This window comes from Nocardia inohanensis NBRC 100128 (assembly GCF_001612945.1).
In the GTDB taxonomy this organism is placed as follows: domain Bacteria; phylum Actinomycetota; class Actinomycetes; order Mycobacteriales; family Mycobacteriaceae; genus Nocardia; species Nocardia inohanensis.
In genome coordinates, this window is the sequence record NZ_BDBK01000012.1 from 167,380 (window position 1) to 186,862 (window position 19,483).

The window sequence follows — 19,483 nt, forward strand, 5'->3', positions numbered from 1 at the left end:
ATTTGCGGGTATGCTGAAAATTGCTCTGGGCCAACGTAAGTAACTTGCCGACGCAGACGTTTGGGGGATCATCGTGACCACCTCGCACCCGCCGGAAGCCTCGGACTGGTTCACCACCCAGTCCTACGGGCCCGGGTTCGGCGGTGAGGATCTACGACCCATGTACACCGGCGATTTCGCCACCGACCCGCATGCCGCCTATGCGCGCTGGCGCAGCGTGCACGGACCGCTGGTGCCGGTCGAACTGGCGCCGGGTGTGCCCGCCACCCTGGTCATCGGTTACGCCACAGCATTGCGCATTCTGAGCGATCCGGAGCACTTTCCGGCCGATCCGCGCCGCTGGCAGTCCACCGTGCCGGCGGGCTGCCCCATCCTGCCGATGATGGAGTGGCGGCCGAATGCCCTGCGCAGCAGCGGATACGAGCACACCCGCTACCGCATGGCCAATGTCGCCGCGCTCGACGCCGTCGATCTGCACGGGCTGCGCGCGGTGGTCGAACGCATCGCGATACCCCTGATCAACGGGTTCTGCGGCGGCGAGGCGCCCGGTACGACGGTCGCCGCGGACCTGCTCGGGCAGTACATCTATCCGCTGGTCTATCGGGTACTGGCCTTCGTCCTGGGCTTCGAGGCCGATACCAACGAACAGGTCGGCGCCGGCATGGCGATGATGTTTGACGCCGCCGGCGAGGCCGGCCAGGGCGCGGCCATCATGTCCGCCGCGATGGACGAGCACATCACGCGCCGCCGCGCCCGTCCCGGCAACGACGTCACCTCCCACCTCATCGCGGCCGGCGACCTGAGCACCGACGAACTCGTGCATCAGCTGGTCACGCTGCACGGGGCGGGCAGCGAACCGCTGGTGCACCTGATCTCCAACACCCTGTTGCTGATGATGACCGACCGGCGTTTCGCCGGCGACCTGATCAGCGGCAGCCTCTCCACCCGCGACGCGCTGGACGAGGTGCTGTTCAGTAATCCGCCGCTGGCCAATTACTGCATCACCTATCCGCCGCAGCCGATCCTGATCGACGGCGTCTGGCTGCCCGCCCATCAGCCGGTGGTGATCAGCATGGCCGGCTGCAATGCCGACCCCGCCATCCACTCCAACCGCGACGTGCGCTCGGGCAACCGCTCGCATCTGGCGTGGAGCGCCGGACCGCATCAGTGCCCCGCGCGGCAGCTCGGCTACCAGGTCGCCATGGATGCCATCGACACCCTGCTCGATGCCCTGCCCGATATCGAATTGGCCGTCACCCCGGCCGAATTGGTGTGGCGGCCGGGCCCGTTCCACCGCGCCCTCGAATCGCTGCCCGTCGAGTTCCCGGCGGCAGCTCCCCTGGCGCTGTAGGCGGCGCCGTCGTCGCGGCAGCGCCGCCGCGCGGTCACACCAGTTCGGGTACCCGCAGATGCGCGAGTGCCAGTTCGAATTCGCAGACCTCGACCATGTCGACCCCGGCCCGCTGGGTGGCCTGTTCGCGGAGGGTGCGGGCCTGTTCCCGGTTGCGGTGCATCGCTTCGGCGCTGTCGAAGGTGGCGCACGCGACGCCGTAGCCGGATTCCCGGTCGACCAGCAAGCTCGCGCTACAGAAACCTTCGAGGGCTTCCATACCGGGCAGCGAATTCGCCTTGAAGCCTTCGATCGCCGCATCGAGCCGCTGCGGATCGGCCTTGACCCAGACCGCACGCGCGCACGCGCCGGGAGCGGTGCGGTGATCGCGATGCAGCACCGCGATATCCCACTCCTCGACCTGCCCGCTGCCGCCGAACATCTCGGCCGCGTGCTCCCGCATGCCACGAACCCGTTCCGCGCTGTCGCGCATCATCTCCGCGGACTCCCACGCGGTGGTCACGATGCACCGGCCCGACTCCCGGTCGACCAGCAGCGACAGCCCGACGAAGCCGGAGATGTCCTCCAGCGCGGGCAGGATCTCGTCACGAACATGCGCGATTCCGGCGTCGATGGCGGCCAGCCGCGCGTGAATAGTGGTAGAGCGTGCGAACACGATCCACCTCCTCGGTGCTCAGGGCGGCACCCCGGCGGCGCCACCGGTGCCCCTCACACTGCTCCTGCGCACCGGCCGTGGCAATAGCCGAAACCTAGCTGGTCGCCTGACCAGCACAAGGTGAAACCCCCGCGCTCGCACCATATGATGCGATCCCTTCGATCGGTTGAATTATGTGGAGGGCTTCGATCCATGGTCAGGGAGTACACCTCCGCGGTGGAGGCAGGGATCGAGCGCATGCGGGCCGAGCACGCCGCACTGCTACGGGACGGGCGGCGCTGGTCGCTGCGCGAGCTGTTCAGCACCCCGGATTGCGATATCGCGCAGTACTGCCTGGACTTTCGGCCGAACCGCTTCGGTGACCGGGCCTGCGCGCAGGTGGAACGGTTCTGCCGCGCGCACGGCATCTGGCTGGAAGCCGGTGGCGCGCACTACAACAGCATGACCCCGTACCTGCACCCCGGCGCGGCCACCCTCGAGCGGATGACGCTGATCGGGCTGTACAACGCGATCCTGTTCTGGCTCAACGACACTGTCGGGCGGGAGAAGTTCGGCTATCTCGACGCGGGCGAACAGGCGGCCGCCCGCACGGCCGTCGAGCGCATGTGCCGGTTGCTAAAAACGCGTGCGACCGCACCGGATCCGACCCCGGTGGAGGCGGCGACCAGCGAGCTGCTCACGGAGCTGACCCGGCTCGCGCAGCCGCGCTGGCTGGACCGGTTCCTCGAATCGACCATCGCGCATCTGCGTCCGGCGATCCGGGACCAGAACGCCCGCGCCCGCGGCACTCTGCTCGATGTCGGCGCGTACATCGAACTGCGCGCACAGGTTTCGGGAATGTACCCGGCGATCGAGCTGTGCGAGTTCGGCCGGGACCGCTACCTGCCGTGGGATCGCATCGAGCGGGCCGGGCTCGGTGCGGAGCTCGAGCGGCTGCGGGTGCTCACGGTGGAGATCGGCGCGTTGATGAACGATGTGTTCTCCTTCGAGAAGGAATGCATCACCGATCTGGCGGACTTCAACCTGATTCCCTTGTGGTTGCTGAACAATCCCGGAGCCGACCTGGCGGCCGCGGTGGCGGGTGCGGCCGCGATCGTGCGCGATCGCGTCACCGAATTCCGGCAGGCGCACGCCCGCATCGAAACCCACTGCGCGCGGTTGCGCGGCACCGACCCGGAACTGGCGGAGACGGTGGCCGTCCACGCCCGCGATCTCGCCGATTGCGTGCAGGCCACCTGGGTCTGGCAGCTCGGCACCGCGCGTTACAAGGGCGAGTCGATCTTCACCGAGAACCGCATTGCCTGAGCGCGCATCGAAACCCGTTGCGGGGATGCCGATTCCACTGTGTTTATTATCAGATGGAAGCAAGACGCCGCCCGGGGTGGGGTTGTCCGTGCGGTGTCCATCGAGAGGGGGACGCCGTGAACGAGAACGATCAGCTCGCACGACATAGTGGGCTGGCGCGCGCCTGGTGGGCGGCGCTCGCCGAGTCCGGTTGCGTGCCCGCCGCCGCGCGGGAGCCGCAACAGCTGCTGGGTGCGCTGGCCGCCGAGCTCGCAGCCGCGGTGAACGGCGATGCACTCGATGCCGAAGTGGGTGAGCGGGCGGGCGCGGCGCTGGTAGCGGCGGGGCTGACCGCCGCGCCGGTGCTCGGCGTCTCCGCGCGGGTGCTCAGCGAATTGGCCACGCACTGCCGAAAGCCCGATGCCACAGCCCGGTTGGCGATGCTGCTCGCGGCCTTCGGGCAGGGCTACGGCGCGGCCCTGCATCGCGCGCGGTGCCGCAATCCGGTGTCGGTCGAGGCAGCCGTGGCCGATGCGCGCCGCGCCGCCGACGAACGCTTCAAGATCGTGTTCGATCATGCGGCGGTCGCGATCGCGGTCGGCGACACCACCGGCCGCCTGGTGGACGCCAACCGCGGGCTCGCCGACATGATCGGGGTGCCGATCGAACGACTGCTCGGCGCCTCGGTCTACGACTTCGCGCACCCCGACGACCGGGCGGCGATCGAAGCCCTGGTGTACGAGAACCTGGTGCCGTCCGGTAGCGGCACGGTGAAACTGGAGCAGCGAATCCAGCGCGCCGACGGCAGTTACGGCTGGGCGTCGTTCGCCATCACCTTCGTCAAAGGTTCGGGCGGACAGGCGGATTACCTGCTCGCGGTGGGCGAGGACGTCACCGAGCGGCACGAGATGCAGGACGAGCTGACCCGCCAGGCCCGCCACGATCCGCTCACCGCCCTGCCCAATCGCCGTCATCTCGTCGAGCAACTGGACGCCATGATCGCGCAGGCGGGCGATCAAGATCGGGTCGGCCTGTGCTTCCTCGACCTGGACGGTTTCAAACAGGTCAACGACCATCACGGCCACGGCGTCGGCGACCGGCTGCTCACCGCGGTCGCCGACCGGTTCCGCCGGGGCACCGGTGCGGACGGCCAGCTCATCGCCCGCATCGGCGGCGACGAGTTCGTGGCTTTGATCCCGCACGCCGATGCCGCCCGGGTTGCCGCCGTCTCCGACACCCTGCTGGCGACGCTGGACGAGCCGATCGCCGTCGGCGACAACCTCTTACGCGTCTCCGCAAGCATCGGCAGCGTCCTCGGACCGGTCGCCGGCGCGGACGCCGAAGCCCTGCTCGACGCCGCCGACACCGCCCTGTTCCGCGCGAAGGCGGACGGCAAGAACCGCTGGGTCCTGCACTCCCAGGATCTGCGCGCGGACGCCTGCCCCGACAACGACGGTTCGAGCTGAGTACCACCGAATCCGGGGACGCGTCCACACCGGCCGGTCGCTCCTATCGGGCGGCGGGCTGGAACAGTTCGATGAAATTGCCGTCGGGGTCCAGCAGCAGGATCTGTTGTCCGCCAGGGCCGCTGATGATGTCGTTGCGGAACCGCAGCCCGGCCGCGCGCAGGCGCTCCACTTCGGCGGCGAGGTCGTCGACGATGAGGTGAATGCGATTCCAGCCGCCCGGTTCGGGGGTGACGCCGTCGGGCATCGGGCGGGCGCCGGAGCTGATCGGCCCGGACAGCAGGATGCGCAGCGGTCCGCGGACCACGTCCGCGAAGGCGGGACTGGCATCGTGATCGAGGGTGAAACCCAGGTGCTTGGTGTAGAAGTCGACGGCGGCGGTGACGTCGCCGACGATATAGCGCACGCTGGCCAGATCAGTGGTTCGGATGGTCATGATGGACACTCCCTGGTGTCTCGGTTGTCAGCAACGGCAGCAGATAGCCGATGCGGGTGTCGAGTTCGCTTGCGATGCGGCGGAATTCGGGATAGCTCGCCTCGTCGGCGCCCGCCGACGGATCGGGCAGGCTCCAATGCAGCGTGGCGGCGGACCCGTGGTCGCGCGGCACCTCACGAACCTTGTCGCACAGGGTGATCACGTAATCGAAGCGGCGGCCGGCCACGGCCGTGAGCGGTCTGGTCGTCCGCCGCGACAGATCGATGCCGTAATCCTCCCGCATGACGCGCACCGCGTTCGGGTGCAGCGCCGGTTTGGGGTGGCTGCCCGCGCTCGCCACCCGCACCCGGCCGCCGCCGCGGCGGCGCAGCAGCGCCTCCGCCATCGGCGACCGAGCGCTGTTGCCGGTGCACAGGAACAGCACCGCACCGCCCACCCTGCCGGGTGCGGCGGCGGCCCGCAGCGCCGGATGCAATGCGGCTGCGGCGTCGGCGAAACCGGCGCCGCAGCGGGCCAGATCGAGATGGTAATAGCTGTCGCGGGCATCGAAACTACTGCGCCGCACGGTGATCAGACCGGCCGAGCGCAACAGCCGCAGATGGTAGGAGACCAGGTTCTGCGGTTCGCCGAGCGCCGCGACCAATTCCCGCACCCGGCGGTCACCGCCGGCGAGTTCGGTCAGCAGCGCCCAGCGCAGCGGATGTGCTGCCATCCGCATCAGCGGGGGTACCCGGTCTTCGACCATCTCCCCATATTACATCAAATCGGTTTGATGGACTTCGAGCTTCGGGCCAGCGCCAGCACACCGAGCAGGATGCCGATCAGGCCCAGCGCCACGGCGATAACGGCTCCGGCGAGCCCGTTTCCGGTGCCGAGACCACCGGCGGCATTGGCCCCGTGCAGCCCGCCCACGACCACGGCGATGGGGCCCAGCCCCAGCGCGCCGGCCAGGCGAATGCGGCGGGCGGCGATGCGCCGGGCGCGGACCAGCGACGAGCCGGCGAGCACGCTGATGAGCCCGAGCACGGCGGCGGTGCTGGGCACGGCTCGGCCGACGCCGAGTTCGTAACCGGCGGCCAGCAACTGGAAATCAGTGGGTGCGGAAACTACCGCGAGGACGGACATTACGGATCCCTTCGACCGAAAGACGGCTACCGGCCGCGATATTCGCGGCTGTCACCGGCAATGCGTGGACGGTTCCGATCGTCGTCTCCGGGTGCCGTCCGCGTCCTGGGCCGGGAAGCGGCGGCGAGTACGGCATCGGGCGTAGCCGATTCGCGCGAAACCGCGCTTCTGGACGTAGGCGACCGCGCGTTCGAGCGGAGTCGACGCCGCACCCCGAACCCTATGATCGCCACATGCTCGATCGCGTGACGCCGCTACGCCCGCCCGCCCGGGTCCAGGATGTGCTGCTGGCGGTGTTCATCACGGTGATGCAGGTGCAGGGCACCGTGGTGCGCAACAGCGGGCAGCCCGAAGCGGTGCTGCGCCCGCTGTCGGACCTCGGGCAACTCGGCTACCTCCTGTTGCTCCTCCCCGGCGCGGCGCTGCTGGTGCGCCGCCGCCTGCCGTTGACGGTGTTCGCGGTGAGCGCACTCGCCAGCGCCGTCTACTACGCCCTCGATTTCCCGGACGGCCCCGGCTGGCTGGCGCTGTTCGTCGCCGTCTATACCCTGACCGCGCGTGGCGACGGGCACCGCTCGCTACTGATCGCCGGGTCGGGAATCGTTGCGCTGACCGCGATCTGGCTGATCTCCGCCACCGATATCGAGCCCCCGGCCGCCATCGGCTGGGTGTATTTCCGGATCGGCGCGTCGATCATGAGCGCCGCGCTCGGCGAGAGCGTCCGCTCCCGGAAAATCATCGCGACCCAGGCGTTGGAGCGTGCCGCACTGGCGGAGCGAACCCGGGAGGAGCAGGCCCGCGCGCGGGTCGATGCCGAACGGTTGCGGATCGCCCGCGAAGTCCACGACACCGTCGCGCACGCCATCGCCATCATCAATGTGCAATCCGGGGTCACCGCGCACGTGCTCGACAAACGACCGGAGCAGGCGCGCGCGGCTTTGCGGACCATCGAGCAGACCAGTTCCCGGGCCTTGGCCGAGATGCGCGCCGTCCTCGGCGTGCTGCGCGACGACGATGACGGCCGGGTCCCGCATCCCGGGTTGGCGCAGGTCGGCGAACTCGCCGACCGGGCGCGCGCGGCCGGGCTCGAGGTCGAAATCGCGACCCCCGCACCGCCCGCGCCGATACCCACCGCGATCGAGAACGCCGTGTACCGCATCCTGCAAGAATCGCTGACAAATGTGATCCGTCATGCCGGCCCGACCCGCGTCACCGTCGCACTGCGCTATGAGGAGGAGAGTGTGCAGATCCGGGTGACCGACGCGGGCCGCACACCGGGTGCGAAACCCGCTGCGGCAGTGGCCGCCACGGACCGGAACGGGTACGGCATTCCCGGGATGCGCGAGCGCTGCCGGCTACTGGGCGGCGAGCTGACCGCGGCCCCACTCCCGGACGGCGGATTCACGGTCTCCGCCCGGCTCCCCTTGACCCCGGCCACGGCGGTGGCGCCGTGAACGACGGAACCGATGTCCGCGACCGCCGGATCGAAGTCCTGCTCGCCGACGACGAACGCTTGGTGCGCTCGGGTTTCCGGCTGCTGCTGGACACCGAGGACGATATCGCCGTGGTCGGTGAGGCCACCAACGGTCTCGAAGCCGTGGAGATGGCTCGGGTCTTGCGTCCCGACGTCGTCCTCATGGATATCCGCATGCCGAAGCTGGACGGCATCCAGGCGACCCGGGAGATCGTCGCCACCAGCGGATTACGCGAGGTCCACATCCTCATCCTCACCACCTACGACACCGAGGCCCACGTCTTCGAGGCGCTGCGGGCCGGAGCCGGCGGCTTCCTGCTCAAGGACGCGGGCCCGGCCGAACTGCTGCACGGCATCCGCGTGGTCGCCGCCGGTGACGCCCTGCTCGCGCCCCGTGTCACGCGTCGCCTCATCGCCCGGTTCACCGCGCAGTACGCCGCGGATCAAGCGGCCGGGCAACGCCTTTCGGTGCTCACCGAACGGGAGCGCGAGGTGCTGGCGCTGGTCGGTCAGGGCCTGAGCAATGCCGAGATCGGCGCCGCGCTCTTCCTCAGCCCGGCCACCGCCCGCACCCACGTCAGCCACGCCATGGTCAAACTCGGGGCCCGGGATCGCGCGCAACTGGTGGTGATCGCCTACCGGACCGGTCTCGTCACTCCGTAGCCGACGCGACCGGGCCGGGCGGGTCGGCGCCGGCTCAGCCGCCCTGCATGCGCAGCTCCGAATCCAGCAGGGCGGCGTACTCGACCAGTGCGGATTCCTCGGGATCGGCTCCGAGGCGCTTCTCCACCTGGGAACGATCGACCAGGACCAGGCCGGGGGCATCGGGCCCGGCGGCGACTTGCGTGCGGCCTTCGGCCAGCACCAGACAGGCATCAGGGTTCGCTGCGGCCAACAGTCTCCGCAGATCCGAGGCGGTGACGGTATCCATGGCCATATTCTGCCCGCGGCCGCGACCCGAGGGGGCACCGCCCCGCCGCGGATCGATCTCGGGGCATTGCGGATGCATCGGTTGGGTAACGCTTCGCACTCGCAGCTTCATGTACTTCAGCAAACTCAGCCGATCGTCCATCTCGGATGCGTCGGCGATCATCCCCGCACCGGACCAGAACCGCTCGGCGCATCCGATCCGAGACCGGCCGCGCGGCTCGTGATCTCAGAACTCCTTATGCCGCAGCGGAGTTCAGCCCCGCCCGGGCGGCGATACCGGCAAGTTGCTCCCCACCGGCGGGTCCGGCCCGATATGATCGAATACCGGACGGCTCTCACCACCGCGTTCGGGAACTTCTTGCAACCCATTGGGTCACAAGCGATTCGGCGAATTCGGAGCAACGGTATCCGCGGGGGATCCGCCGCTGGTCGTTACGCCTTCGATAGCGCGTTACGGCCCCTGATGAACGTAGCTGGGAAACAATGGATTTCTCGGCGGACAATCAGGGACGGACGGTCCGGCGACTCAGAATCTCGCGGCGCCGGCTGCTGCCTCTGATAGCTGCCACGCATGCGGAGGAACTCTGATGAAATCACAGCGCCAGATGAAGGAAATCATGACGGCGGTCGAGCGACTGCCCCGTGAGGAAGTCTTTCCGAGCCCACATGTCGATCATGTCCGCAAGCAAGTGCTGCGCTGGGCGCGACGGTACGGCCTCGATGCCGGAGGCCACTTCGAGAGAACCTGTTGCTGGAGTTGCGCCGCCTACGCGCTGCCCGGCGCGCCCGTGCAGGTGGTGGAGCTGGCGGCGAAGTTGATCGGCTGGATGTTCGTCTTCGACGACATCTACGGCGAGGGGACCGACCCGACCGCGGCGATCGAGGTGTTCGATGCCTGCGAGCGGGTGCTGCGCGGCGAGGCGCCGCGGGACGACAACCGATATCTGCTGGCGCTCAGCGACTTCCGCGACGGCTGCGCCCGCCTGGCCGGTGAGGCCTGGCTGGACCGGTTCGCCACGGATATGCGGATGTTCTTCCACGGCTGCCTGTTCGAGATGCCGTACCGCCAGATGGATCTGATGCCGTCCCCCGGGGCCTACCGGTACCTACGCACCTTCAGCATCGGCCTGTTCCCCCCGTTCGACCTGATCGAACTGGCCTACGGTGAGATCGCGCCCGCGCACGTCCGGTTGTTCCGCGATGTCCGGCAGACGAGCGCCGTACTGTGCGCGATCGTCAACGACCTGTACTCGACGGTCAAGGAAGACGACTCGCTCAACTATGTCACCATCCTGCGCGCCGACACCAATCTCACTGTCGCGCTGGACGATATCGTGGCCCTGTACACCGAACTGCTGGACCAGCAGACCGCCCAGATCGCCGAGCTGACCGCGCATCCGGATCTCGGTCCCGCCGAACGCAAGGTGGCCCGCAGCCTGCGCACCTGGGTGCACGGCAACTACGCCTGGACCAAACTCTGCACCCGCTACCATCCGCCCGCGATCGCCGTCTGATCCGCCGGCCCCGGACCGAGATCATCGACCCGGATCCGGCGGCGCGGTAGCCGCCAAGATTGGCGGGTCGCCCCCGACTGGCACGGCGCGATATGGTTCGCCCGTACCAGTTAGGGGGATTTCGTGACTTCTCGTACGCGCACCCGGCTCGCGTCGGCGATCGGCTCGCATAGGTGACGCTGACCCGCTCGCCCGTCGTGAGGGCGGGCGAGCAGCCCACGTTCGCGCCGCGCATCCCGCGATGGCCCCGGACCGCCCGCGCCGGTGGGATCGTGCTCACCGCAGCGCTTTTCGCGGCCGGTGGCTGGCAGCGGCGCTGGATCGCCGACGACGGCTTGACCGTGCTGCGCACCGTGCGCAATCTGCTGGCCGGCAACGGGCCGGTATTCAACGCCGGTGAACGCGTCGAGGTCAACACCAGCACGGCATGGACCTACCTCATCTGGTTCTTCGGCTGGCTGACCCAGGCACGGTTGGAGTACGTGGCGCTCTTCCTCGCACTCACACTGTCGGTGGCGGCCATCCTTTTCGCGATGCTCGGTTCCGCCCGGCTGTGGGGCGGCCGCGGGCTTCAACTCCTGTTGCCCGCAGGCGCTCTCGTCTACATCGCGATTCCCGCGGCCCGCGACTACGCCACCTCGGGACTGGAGTCCAGCCTGGTCATCTGCTGGCTCGCGGTCCTGTGGTGGTGGCTGATCCGCTGGAGCCAGACCGGAACAGTGCGCGCGGCAAGCCTTTTCGGCCTCACCTGCTGGGCCGGGCTCGCACCCTTGATCCGGCCGGAGATGACGCTGCTCGGCACACCGGCCCTGCTCATGCTCTGGTGCGCGCCGCTCCCCCGAACTCGGCTGCGGCCGTGGGCGTTCCATGCGCTGCTCGGCACCGCCGGCGGCCTGCTCCCGGTCGGCTATCAGATCTGGCGGATGGGCTATTACGGTCTGCCGTACCCGAATACGGCCGTCGCCAAGGACGCGAGCGCAGCCAAATGGGGGCAGGGCTGCGACTACCTGTGGAATCTGATCGGGCCGTACTGGTTGTGGGTGCCGCTGCTCGCGCTGGCCGTAGCCGCGCTCGCCACCGCACGCGGCCGCATCGAGCTATCGATGGCCGCTCGGCCCAGTACCGGTGCGAAACCCGCTGTGCGCGTGCGCCGATGGCTGCGCACCCCCTCGGCGGTCGTCGCCCTCATGATCGCCGGCGGCCTGCTGCTGACCGTTTACGAGGTCCGGGTCGGCGGCGATTTCATGCACGCCCGCATGCTCCTCCCCCAACTGTTCTGCCTGCTGCTCCCGGTCATGGTCTTCCCGCTGCCCCGCCGCGCCGACTCGATCCTGCTCACCGTGTCGGTGGCCCTCGCCGCCACCGCCGGCTGGATCCTGTTCGCGGCCGGCACCACCGCCATCGACACTCCCAACGGCATCACCGCCACGGGCATCGCGGACGAACGTCGCTACTACGTCCTGACCACCGGCCACGCCCATCCCATCCTCGCCGAGGACTACCTGGACTACCCGCGCATGCGCGGCATGCTGCGCGTGCTGGCCGCCAACCCCGACGGCGGCCTGCTCATCAACTCCCCCTCCTACACCAACTGGCACCTGATCCCGCCCCCGCGACCCACCGCCACCCACACCGTCTACTACATGAACCTGGGCATGATCAGCATGAATATGCCACTGCGCGTTCGCGTCCTGGACCCCATGGGCCTGGCCTATCCTCTTGCCGCCCACACCTTCCGCTTCCCCGGCGCCCGCATCGGCCACGACAAGAACCTCGATGCCGACTGGGCCGTGGTCGATGCCGCGGTCACGGACAAGAACCCCGCGATGCCCCGCTTCATCGACGAAGGCTGGGTCAGCCGGATCCACACGGCCATCAGCTGTCCCCGCACCCGGGACCTCCTCGAGGCCACCCGTTCCCCGCTCACGCCCGCCCGCTTCGCCCGCAACCTCCGGATGTCCCTCATCTACGCCCGGTACCGCATAGACCGGGTCCCCGAGAACGAAATCCAGCGCTGCGGTTTACCCGACCCGCCGGTCACGCCCCGCTGAGAGCAAGCGTGATCCGGTGGTCGTTCCCAGCCTCGGCCGCTACTCTGCGGCGGTGAACACCGCAGAGTTCGTCGAACGTGGCAGTTCGATCTGGGAGAGGTTGTCCGGGACGCAGACACCGCCGCCGTGGCAGTTGGTGGTGGGGACGGGTTTGGTCGCGCTGGTACTGGTGGCGTTCCGCCCTACCTGGCGGCTACTGCGCAATATCGTGACCATCGCGCACGAGGGTGGGCACGCGTTCACCGCGTTGCTGACCGGGCGCCGGTTGAACAGTATCCGGCTGCACTCCGATACCAGCGGACTGACGGTGTCGAGCGGGAAACCGTACGGGCCGGGCATGATTCTGACGACCGCCGCCGGATATCCCGCGCCCGCGCTGGTGGGGCTGGGGTACGCGGCGCTGCTGGGGGCGCATCGGATCACGTTGATGCTGTGGCTGACCATCGCCCTGCTGCTGATCATCCTGCTCAAGGTGCGCAATGTGTACGGCCTGCTGTCGGTGCTGATCACGGGCGGGATCGTGTTCGCGGTGTCGTGGTTCGGGACCGATACCGCACAGGCCGCGCTGGCGTATCTGGCAGCCTGGTTCCTGCTGCTGGCGGCGGCGCGGCCGGTGGTGGAGTTGCAGCGCAATCGCGCGCACGAACCCAACTCCGATGCAGATCAGCTGGCCCGGCTCACCCGCATTCCCGGCATCCTGTGGGTGCTGGTGTTCGGCGCGATTGCGGTGGGGTCGCTGATCCTGGGCGGTCGCCTGCTGCTGGCCGATGTGCGGGACCTGCCCTGGAACGAGAATGGTATCGCTGCAAGCGTTCTGGAGAACGGCGGCTAACATCTGGACTGCACCGTCCGGGTGATCGGGTACACGGGATCGGCCGGAGCTATGGCGGGCCCGCCCCACCAGACAGTCGGCCGGGTTCGATTCGTTGTCGCAGGAGGGTTTCGAATGGACAGACCGGCGTGGGCCCCGGAGGGCGTGGACATGACTCAGGCGAGTCCGGCGCGCATGTACGACGCGCTGCTGGGTGGCTCGCATAATTTCGAGGTCGATCGCCAGGCCGCCGAGCGGGCCAAGCAGCTGGTCCCGGACCTGCCCCGGCTGGCCTTGAGCAATCGCGCGTTCCTGCGCCGGGCGGTGCGGTACCTGGTGGATTCGGGGGTACGGCAGTTCCTGGACATCGGTTCCGGGATCCCGACCGCGGGCAATGTGCACGAGATCGCGCAGCAGCTGGATCCGGCCTGCCGGGTGCTCTACGCCGATATCGATCCGGTGGCGGTGGCGCACGCCCGCACCATCCTGAGCGGCAACGACGGCGCCGACGCCTTCGAAGCCGATCTGCGCAAACCCGCCGACCTGCTCGACCGGGCCAAGGCCACCGGCCTGATCGACCTCGACCAACCGGTCGCGGTGCTGCTGGTCGCGGTGCTGCACCTGGTCGCCGACGAGGAGGGCCCGGGCGAGCTGGTCACCGCCCTGCACGCCGCCGTCCCGGCCGGCAGCTACGTCGCCATCTCCCATCTGACCTCCGCCACCCGCCCCGAGGACGCCGCCAAACTCGGCAACAATGCCGCCCAGCAGAACAAGATCGGCATTCACTTCCGCTCCCGCGCGGACATCACCGCCTTCTTCGACGCCTGGACCGTGGTCGAACCCGGTGTGGTGGAATTGCCGCTGTGGCACCCCGAATCCGATCGTGACCAGCACGAAACGCCGGGCCGCTCGCTCGGTTTGGCGGGTGTGGGCCGGAAAGACTGAGCAGCCGAATCGAGTTCGCGACGAGGGGGTGAGACCGGTGGGAGCATACGAGCTGGCGGTGCGCTGGGCCGACATGCTGGACGGCTCGGTCGCGCCCACCTTGACCAGGAATCAGGTCGAGGACCTGCTCACCGGAATCACCCCGCGACTGCTCGACGCGGTGCTCGGCACCGGCGATATGGCCGCGGCGCGCGAGGCCGCGGCCGCGCTGGTCGCCGCGAACTATCGCGATCCCCTGGCCGTGCACCGCTCGGTGCTGGTGCTGTGCAAGGACCTGGTCACCGCGGCCTGCCCGGACCCCGGCTGCGACGAGTACTGGCCGGTGCGCGAGCGCGCCATCGACCTGGCCGCCGAATTCGCGGCCGAGTTCAGCGCGGGCCTGCGCAGCGCGGCCCTGGCCGAGCACGAGACCACCCTCTCGGCCGCGCTGACCGCCGCCCGCGAGGCCGAAGCGCGAAGACAGTTGTCGGAGGCCCGCTTTCAGGCGATCTTCGAGGGCGCGTCGGTCGGTATCGGCACCATCGATGTCACCACCGGACTGGTGGTGGATGTCAATCAGGCCATGGCCGATGTGCTCGGCGTCCCCGCCGCCGATATGCCGGGCCGTTCGGTCGCCGACATCCTGGGCCCGGAGAACCTCACCGAGGCTTTCGAGCAATTCCAGCGCCTGCTCTCCGGCACCGTCGATCGTTTCCGGCTGGAGACCGCGCACGCTCGCCCCGACGGCACCGAAACCATTGTGGACCTGTCCATGACCGTGGTCCGCGACAGCATCGGCGCCCCGCGTTTTCTCATCGGCGTCACCGTCGACATCACCGAACGCAAGCAGCTCTCCGATCAGCTCTGGCACGACGCCCATCACGATTCCCTGACCGGCCTGCCGAATCGCCTGCTGTTCTTCGACCGCCTGCATGCCGCCGACGGCCAGGTCGGCGTCTGCTATCTGGATCTGGACGGCTTCAAGGAGATCAACGATCAGCGCGGCCACACCGCGGGCGATCAGGTGCTCCGCGATGTGGCCGCCCGGCTGCGCGCCGCCCTGCCGGAGAAGGCGGTGGTGGCGCGCCTGGGCGGCGACGAGTTCATCGTCCTGGTCGAGAACTGCTCCGGCCGAGGCGAATTGGACGATGTGGCGGAGAGCCTGCTGGGCGCGCTGGAGCGCCCCTTCGATGTGGCCGGGCTGGAGGTGCGGGTCGGCGCGAGCATCGGCACCGCACTGGTCGACACCGATGCCACCGCCATCGACGAGCTCATGCACGCCGTCGACACCGCCATGTACCGCGACAAGGCGCTGCGGCACGGCCGCTAGATCACGAACGGCACCAAGGCTTTTCGCTCGGCCGGGTAGTCGGCGAACTTCTCCCGGTACCACTTGTGGGTGGCGAAGGCGCGCGGCACCAGGTTGCCGAAGGTGATCAGGAAGATGATCACGCCCGGCAGCGCCCAGGTGAGCAGCGCGAAGCCGGCCCAGGCCAGTAGCTCACCGAGATAAGTGGGGCTGGTGACGAATTTGTATCCGAGCCCGTAGGGGATCTTGTATTCCGTTGCGCCCGGGTTGTTCTTGTCGCGCAGGTTCCGCACGATCGATTCGGAACTGGTCAGCAGCGCGAAACCGGCCAGGTACACCACGAGGCCGATGAGGAAACGCGGATCGGTCAGCCACTCGGTTCCATACTGTCCGAAGTAGTCATGACTGAAGAGCGCACCATTCAGATATCCGTGCAGCGAGGTGACGAGCATCCCCAAGCCGAGGACGGATACATTGAAACTGCTTCGTTTTCCGGGCACTTGGCGAATGGAGAGGGGGAAGAACCATCCGCGATTGGCGTAGTGCAGAATCCAGATGGCCGCCAGCACCAGCGATGTCGGCTCGAACCGGTGGGGCCCGGTCAGGTACGCGACCGCGAACACCACGGTGGCCGGAATCTCCATGAGCCACCAGCCGAGTTTCGGATTCAGGTTGAAGCCGAGTTTGGCGGTGGCGAAGCGGCCGTACGGGCTCTGCGCGAACAAGCCGCCCACGAGCACGAACGCGGTGAACGCGATCGCGATCGTCAACACGGTGTCGTAGACGGTGTTACCGGTGTACCAGTGCATTCGTGGTCCTTCGTCGTAAAAACTAGAACCGGTTCTACCATGGCGGCGGCCTCGTCCGATACCCGTGGCCGGGCATGGGACAGAACCGACGGGTAGGTTGGCTAGAACCCGGAGGGAGGCGTTAGTGGGTGCAGAGGGTTGGGAACTGCTGCTGAAGTCGATGCCGGATTTCCTGGAGGAGGACGTCGAGACCGGTGAACCCGGACTGGAATGGAATCCGCGATTCATCCAGGTGCGCGACGAACACAGCGGGCGGCACGTGCATTTCGCGCAGCAGGGCAATGACATCGACGTCATCATCGCGGTGCCCGACGACGCCGCGGACGCCGAGCAACTGCTGGCGATTTTGCAGGCCGAGCCGGAAGGGGTGTGGGATCCGGTGCCGCTGCCGGTGGAATCCGATTCCAGCGCACCGGATCCGCAGTGGCGGGCGGTGCAGCGGGTGCGCCTGCAACCGAGGCTGGCACGCGAATGGGGCACCGGCTGGCGGCGCGGCGCACCGCTGGAACAGCGCCGCCGCATCGCCGATTCGGTGGTGACGGTGCTGCGCGAGGGTATGCGCCTGCACGCCGACACCCTGCGCCTGTGCGCCTGGAATCTGGACGCGCCCGAACCCGGCGGCCACGGGCTGGTCTCCGACCGTCCCAGCGAACGCGACGCGCCCGTATCCTGCACGGACTGGGCCGATTTCGAGGCGCGGCTGAGCTGGGCGCTGACCACGCTGCCCTGGGACGGCGTGATCAACCTGAGCACCCCGCATCCCGGGCCGGACCCGTGCTTCATTCAATTCCTGCACGGGCGGCAATTGTTCAACGAGGCCAGCGGCTGGGATGTGGCGGGGCTGGGCGCGGGCGAATTCGACCGGCGCATGCGGGATCTCGGCTGGAGCTTCGCCCCGCACAGCGTGCCGGGCGGCGCGGCGCTGATCTGGGAGGGGCCACTGGCCCAGGCGGGCTACAACCCGCAATTGCGCGGCGCGCCCCGGCGCACGGTGACCACCTTCCGGGAGGTGTTCTCGGTCGGGCATCCGCAGGATCTGGTGTTCCGGGCCTTCCGCAACGGCCGCCGCCGCGATCCGGAGCTGCGGTATCTGGATGTGGAGCTGGGCATCCCGCGCGATGTGCGGTGATCAGAGCCGTTCCAGCCGAATCGGCAGGCCGTCACCGGGTTTCGGCCCGGTGCCGACCGCCAGCGGTACCTCGTAGCCGTCGGGCACGCTCCAGCGGTAGGTGAGCAGCATGCGGTGCAGCACGGCCTTGACGGTCATGCCGCCGAAATACCGGCCGATGCATTTGTGCGCGCCGCCGCCGAACGGGGGCCAGGCGAAGCGGTGCGACTTGTCCTCGGCGCGGGACGCATCGAAGCGTTCCGGATCGAAAACGTCCGGGTCGTGCCAGTATTCGGCGGTGCGCATGAGGGTGTGCGGGCCGATCATGACGATGGTGCCGCGCGGTATGTAGTAGCCCTGGATCTCGGTGTCCGCGATGGACTTCCGCACCATCTGCGCCACGGGGGCGTGCAAGCGCAGGATCTCCCGGAAGGCCAGCTCCATACCGGGCAGCCGGTCCAGGTCGGCGTAGTCGAGCGTGGGTTTACCCAGCGCCTGCGATTCCGCCCGCAGCCGCTCCTGCCATTCCGGATGCCGGGCCAGCTCGTAGCCGAGCATGGAGATGGCGATGGTGCTGGTGTCGTGCGCCGCCATCATCACGAAGATCATGTGATCGACGATGTCCTTGTCGGCGAAGGATTCCCCGTCGTCGGTGACCGCGTGACACAACACGCTGAACAGATCGTCGCCGTTGCCCGCACGCTTGTTCGGCAGTTCCCGGCGGAAGTACTCCTCGAGCACCCGGCGGCCGCGCAGCCCCCGATGCCACACTCCCCCGGGCAGATTCGTGCGCACGATGGCCGCCCCGCCGTACACCGCGTCCTCGAAGGCGCGCGCGAGCCGGGTCCCCTCCGGACCGAGCTCCGCGCCCGCGAAGACCTCGGTGGCCTGCTGCAACAGCAGCTCCTTCACCCGGTCGTAGAGCAGGAACCCGGGGCCGGGCTGCCACGCGTCGATCCCGCGCACGATGCGCGGCGTGGTCAGCGCGAGATAGCCCATCAGCCGGGTGCGCGTGAAGGCTTGCTGGAGAATGCGCCGGTGGTAGGCGTGTTCCTCGAAGTCCCGCAACAGGATTCCGCCCTTGAAGAACGGCCCGATGAGGAACTCCCACCCCTGCTGGGCGGAGAACACGTGCCGGCGATCCAGCAGCACGTCCTCGACCGCGGCCGGTCCCATCACTCCGACGATGGGCCGGCCGAATCCGCCCATCCAATGCACCGGCCCGTAGCGCGCGAGTCGCCGGCGCGGGAATCCGATCGGGTCGGCCAGGCTGCCCAGGATATGGCCGATGCCCGGCGGACCGAAATCGCCCATGACCGGGCGCAATCCACTACCGGGCGGGGGCGCGGCCAGCGGCCGCGACGGGGATGGATAGCGCTCGAGCACACCGGCGGCACGGGTCTGGATGCCGCGGTTGAGCCGGGTGCGCAGATGCGGATCGCGCAGGGACGCCGGTAGCCGGAAATCCGAGGGCGCAAGGAGATTCATCGTCGGTCTCCCTTCAGGACACCCATCCACGGTATCGGAAACAAATGTTTCCGTAAACGGTTGTTTCCCGACTTCTGTGCGAAGCTGGAAAGGTGACGCGCGCATTTCAGGGGACCTATCGCGGCACCTCCACCGACGAACGCCGGGAGCAACGCCGCCGGCGGCTGCTGGACGCGGCCCTGGAGATCGTCGGTACGCAGGGGCTGGCCGCGCTGACCGTGCGCGGGGTGTGCGAGCAGGCGCGGGTGGGGCCGCGGTTCTTCTACGAATCCTTCCCGGATCTGGACACTTTGGCGGGCACGCTGCTCGACGAGGTGCAGGCGGCGGCGCTGGAGCAGGCGCGCACCACCATGGCGGCCACGCCCGGCGAGCCGGCGACCAAGATCCGCGCGGGGGTGGCGGCGCTGATCATCGCGGTCACCGACGATCCCCGCCGGGCCAATATCGCCTTCGCGCAGGCGTACGGCAGCGCCGAGCTGATGCGCCGCCGGTTCGAGGGCATGCGCAAGGTGGCGCAGGTGATCATCGAACAGACCCGGCTGCTGCTGCACATTCCCGAAGGCGACTACACCGCGATCACCGCACTGGCGCAGCTCATTACGGGCGGTGCCGCGGAGTTGATTCTGGTGTGGCTGGACGGCGGGCTGAAGGTGGAGCGGCCGGTGTTGATCGAGATCGTCGCCGACTATGTGGTGGCGATGGTGGACCGGCTGCCCGGCATGGCGGAGAAGCTGGCCTGAGCACTCCC

19 protein-coding genes are annotated in these 19,483 nt (G+C 68.6%); 12 read left to right on the forward strand and 7 right to left on the reverse strand.

Annotated features, from left to right (window positions below; translation table 11 throughout):
- The first annotated feature begins 73 nt into the window (after positions 1-73).
- Positions 74-1,351 (forward strand): cytochrome P450 family protein, encoded by a 1,278-nt coding sequence (locus NI1_RS23415; RefSeq protein WP_245663370.1) that lies wholly within the window; start codon positions 74-76, stop codon positions 1,349-1,351.
- A gap of 34 nt (positions 1,352-1,385) precedes the next feature.
- Here NI1_RS23415 and NI1_RS23420 read toward each other — a convergent pair whose 3' ends face one another.
- On the reverse strand, positions 1,386-2,006 hold the full coding sequence (locus tag NI1_RS23420; protein WP_067824675.1) for a hypothetical protein: 621 nt from the start codon (positions 2,004-2,006) through the stop codon (positions 1,386-1,388).
- Between the two features lie 192 nt (positions 2,007-2,198).
- Between NI1_RS23420 and NI1_RS23425 the strand changes: the two genes are divergently transcribed.
- Positions 2,199-3,311, forward strand: coding sequence for a terpene synthase family protein (locus NI1_RS23425; protein ID WP_245663371.1), 1,113 nt, complete (start codon positions 2,199-2,201; stop codon positions 3,309-3,311).
- 116 nt (positions 3,312-3,427) lie between these two features.
- Positions 3,428-4,756 (forward strand): sensor domain-containing diguanylate cyclase, encoded by a 1,329-nt coding sequence (locus NI1_RS23430; protein ID WP_067824679.1) that lies wholly within the window; start codon positions 3,428-3,430, stop codon positions 4,754-4,756.
- A 43-nt stretch (positions 4,757-4,799) separates the two neighbouring features.
- Here NI1_RS23430 and NI1_RS23435 read toward each other — a convergent pair whose 3' ends face one another.
- From NI1_RS23435 to NI1_RS23445, 3 genes are read right to left on the reverse strand one after another with little or no spacing between them, the layout of a single operon-like run.
- On the reverse strand, positions 4,800-5,192 hold the full coding sequence (locus tag NI1_RS23435) for a VOC family protein (protein ID WP_067824680.1): 393 nt from the start codon (positions 5,190-5,192) through the stop codon (positions 4,800-4,802).
- A complete protein-coding gene (locus tag NI1_RS23440) occupies positions 5,173-5,937 on the reverse strand; it encodes an arsenate reductase/protein-tyrosine-phosphatase family protein (protein ID WP_067824682.1) in 765 nt (254 codons plus the stop codon). Before NI1_RS23440 ends, NI1_RS23435 begins: the two co-directional genes overlap by 20 nt.
- A gap of 14 nt (positions 5,938-5,951) precedes the next feature.
- Positions 5,952-6,317, reverse strand: coding sequence for a DUF6223 family protein (locus NI1_RS23445; RefSeq protein ID WP_067824684.1), 366 nt, complete (start codon positions 6,315-6,317; stop codon positions 5,952-5,954).
- A gap of 233 nt (positions 6,318-6,550) precedes the next feature.
- On the opposite strand from NI1_RS23445, the gene NI1_RS23450 reads away from it, so the two are divergent.
- Together NI1_RS23450 and NI1_RS23455 are read left to right on the forward strand one after the other, a co-directional pair.
- Positions 6,551-7,771 carry a sensor histidine kinase gene (locus tag NI1_RS23450; RefSeq protein WP_067824686.1) on the forward strand — a complete coding sequence of 407 codons (1,221 nt, stop codon included), beginning with the start codon at positions 6,551-6,553 and terminating at the stop codon, positions 7,769-7,771.
- Entirely contained in the window at positions 7,768-8,454 is a 687-nt protein-coding gene (locus NI1_RS23455; RefSeq protein WP_067824688.1) for a response regulator transcription factor, read from the forward strand. Before NI1_RS23450 ends, NI1_RS23455 begins: the two co-directional genes overlap by 4 nt.
- A 34-nt stretch (positions 8,455-8,488) precedes the next feature.
- On the opposite strand, the gene NI1_RS38110 is transcribed toward NI1_RS23455, so the two are convergent.
- Positions 8,489-8,722, reverse strand: coding sequence for a hypothetical protein (locus NI1_RS38110; protein ID WP_157535284.1), 234 nt, complete (start codon positions 8,720-8,722; stop codon positions 8,489-8,491).
- 586 nt (positions 8,723-9,308) lie between these two features.
- Between NI1_RS38110 and NI1_RS23465 the strand changes: the two genes are divergently transcribed.
- From NI1_RS23465 to NI1_RS23485, 5 genes are all read left to right on the forward strand, one after another.
- Complete coding sequence (locus NI1_RS23465) at positions 9,309-10,235, forward strand: terpene synthase family protein (RefSeq protein WP_157535285.1); 927 nt, start codon at positions 9,309-9,311, stop codon at positions 10,233-10,235.
- A gap of 179 nt (positions 10,236-10,414) precedes the next feature.
- Positions 10,415-12,286, forward strand: a complete 1,872-nt coding sequence (locus tag NI1_RS23470) for an arabinofuranosyltransferase AftB family protein (protein WP_501193570.1) — start codon at positions 10,415-10,417, stop codon at positions 12,284-12,286.
- 52 nt (positions 12,287-12,338) lie between these two features.
- Complete coding sequence (locus NI1_RS23475; RefSeq protein WP_067825289.1) at positions 12,339-13,118, forward strand: M50 family metallopeptidase; 780 nt, start codon at positions 12,339-12,341, stop codon at positions 13,116-13,118.
- Positions 13,119-13,232: 114 nt separating this feature from the next.
- On the forward strand, positions 13,233-14,042 hold the full coding sequence (locus NI1_RS23480; RefSeq protein WP_067824695.1) for an SAM-dependent methyltransferase: 810 nt from the start codon (positions 13,233-13,235) through the stop codon (positions 14,040-14,042).
- A gap of 37 nt (positions 14,043-14,079) precedes the next feature.
- The gene (locus NI1_RS23485) at positions 14,080-15,351 is read left to right on the forward strand and encodes a sensor domain-containing diguanylate cyclase (protein ID WP_067824697.1); all 1,272 of its coding nucleotides are present in this window, start codon (positions 14,080-14,082) and stop codon (positions 15,349-15,351) included.
- On the opposite strand, the gene NI1_RS23490 is transcribed toward NI1_RS23485, so the two are convergent.
- Entirely contained in the window at positions 15,348-16,139 is a 792-nt protein-coding gene (locus tag NI1_RS23490) for a phosphatidylethanolamine N-methyltransferase family domain-containing protein (RefSeq protein WP_067824699.1), read from the reverse strand. The genes NI1_RS23485 and NI1_RS23490 overlap by 4 nt on opposite strands.
- A 124-nt stretch (positions 16,140-16,263) precedes the next feature.
- Here NI1_RS23490 and NI1_RS23495 point away from each other — a divergent pair, with 124 nt between their 5' ends.
- A complete protein-coding gene (locus tag NI1_RS23495) occupies positions 16,264-17,268 on the forward strand; it encodes a TY-Chap domain-containing protein (protein WP_067824701.1) in 1,005 nt (334 codons plus the stop codon).
- Here the strand turns inward: NI1_RS23495 and NI1_RS23500 are convergent, their stop codons facing one another.
- Positions 17,269-18,735, reverse strand: coding sequence for a cytochrome P450 (locus tag NI1_RS23500; protein ID WP_084523590.1), 1,467 nt, complete (start codon positions 18,733-18,735; stop codon positions 17,269-17,271). It abuts the gene before it with no gap.
- 92 nt (positions 18,736-18,827) lie between these two features.
- On the opposite strand from NI1_RS23500, the gene NI1_RS23505 reads away from it, so the two are divergent.
- Positions 18,828-19,475, forward strand: coding sequence for a TetR/AcrR family transcriptional regulator (locus tag NI1_RS23505; protein WP_067824703.1), 648 nt, complete (start codon positions 18,828-18,830; stop codon positions 19,473-19,475).
- The last annotated feature ends 8 nt before the right edge of the window (positions 19,476-19,483 follow it).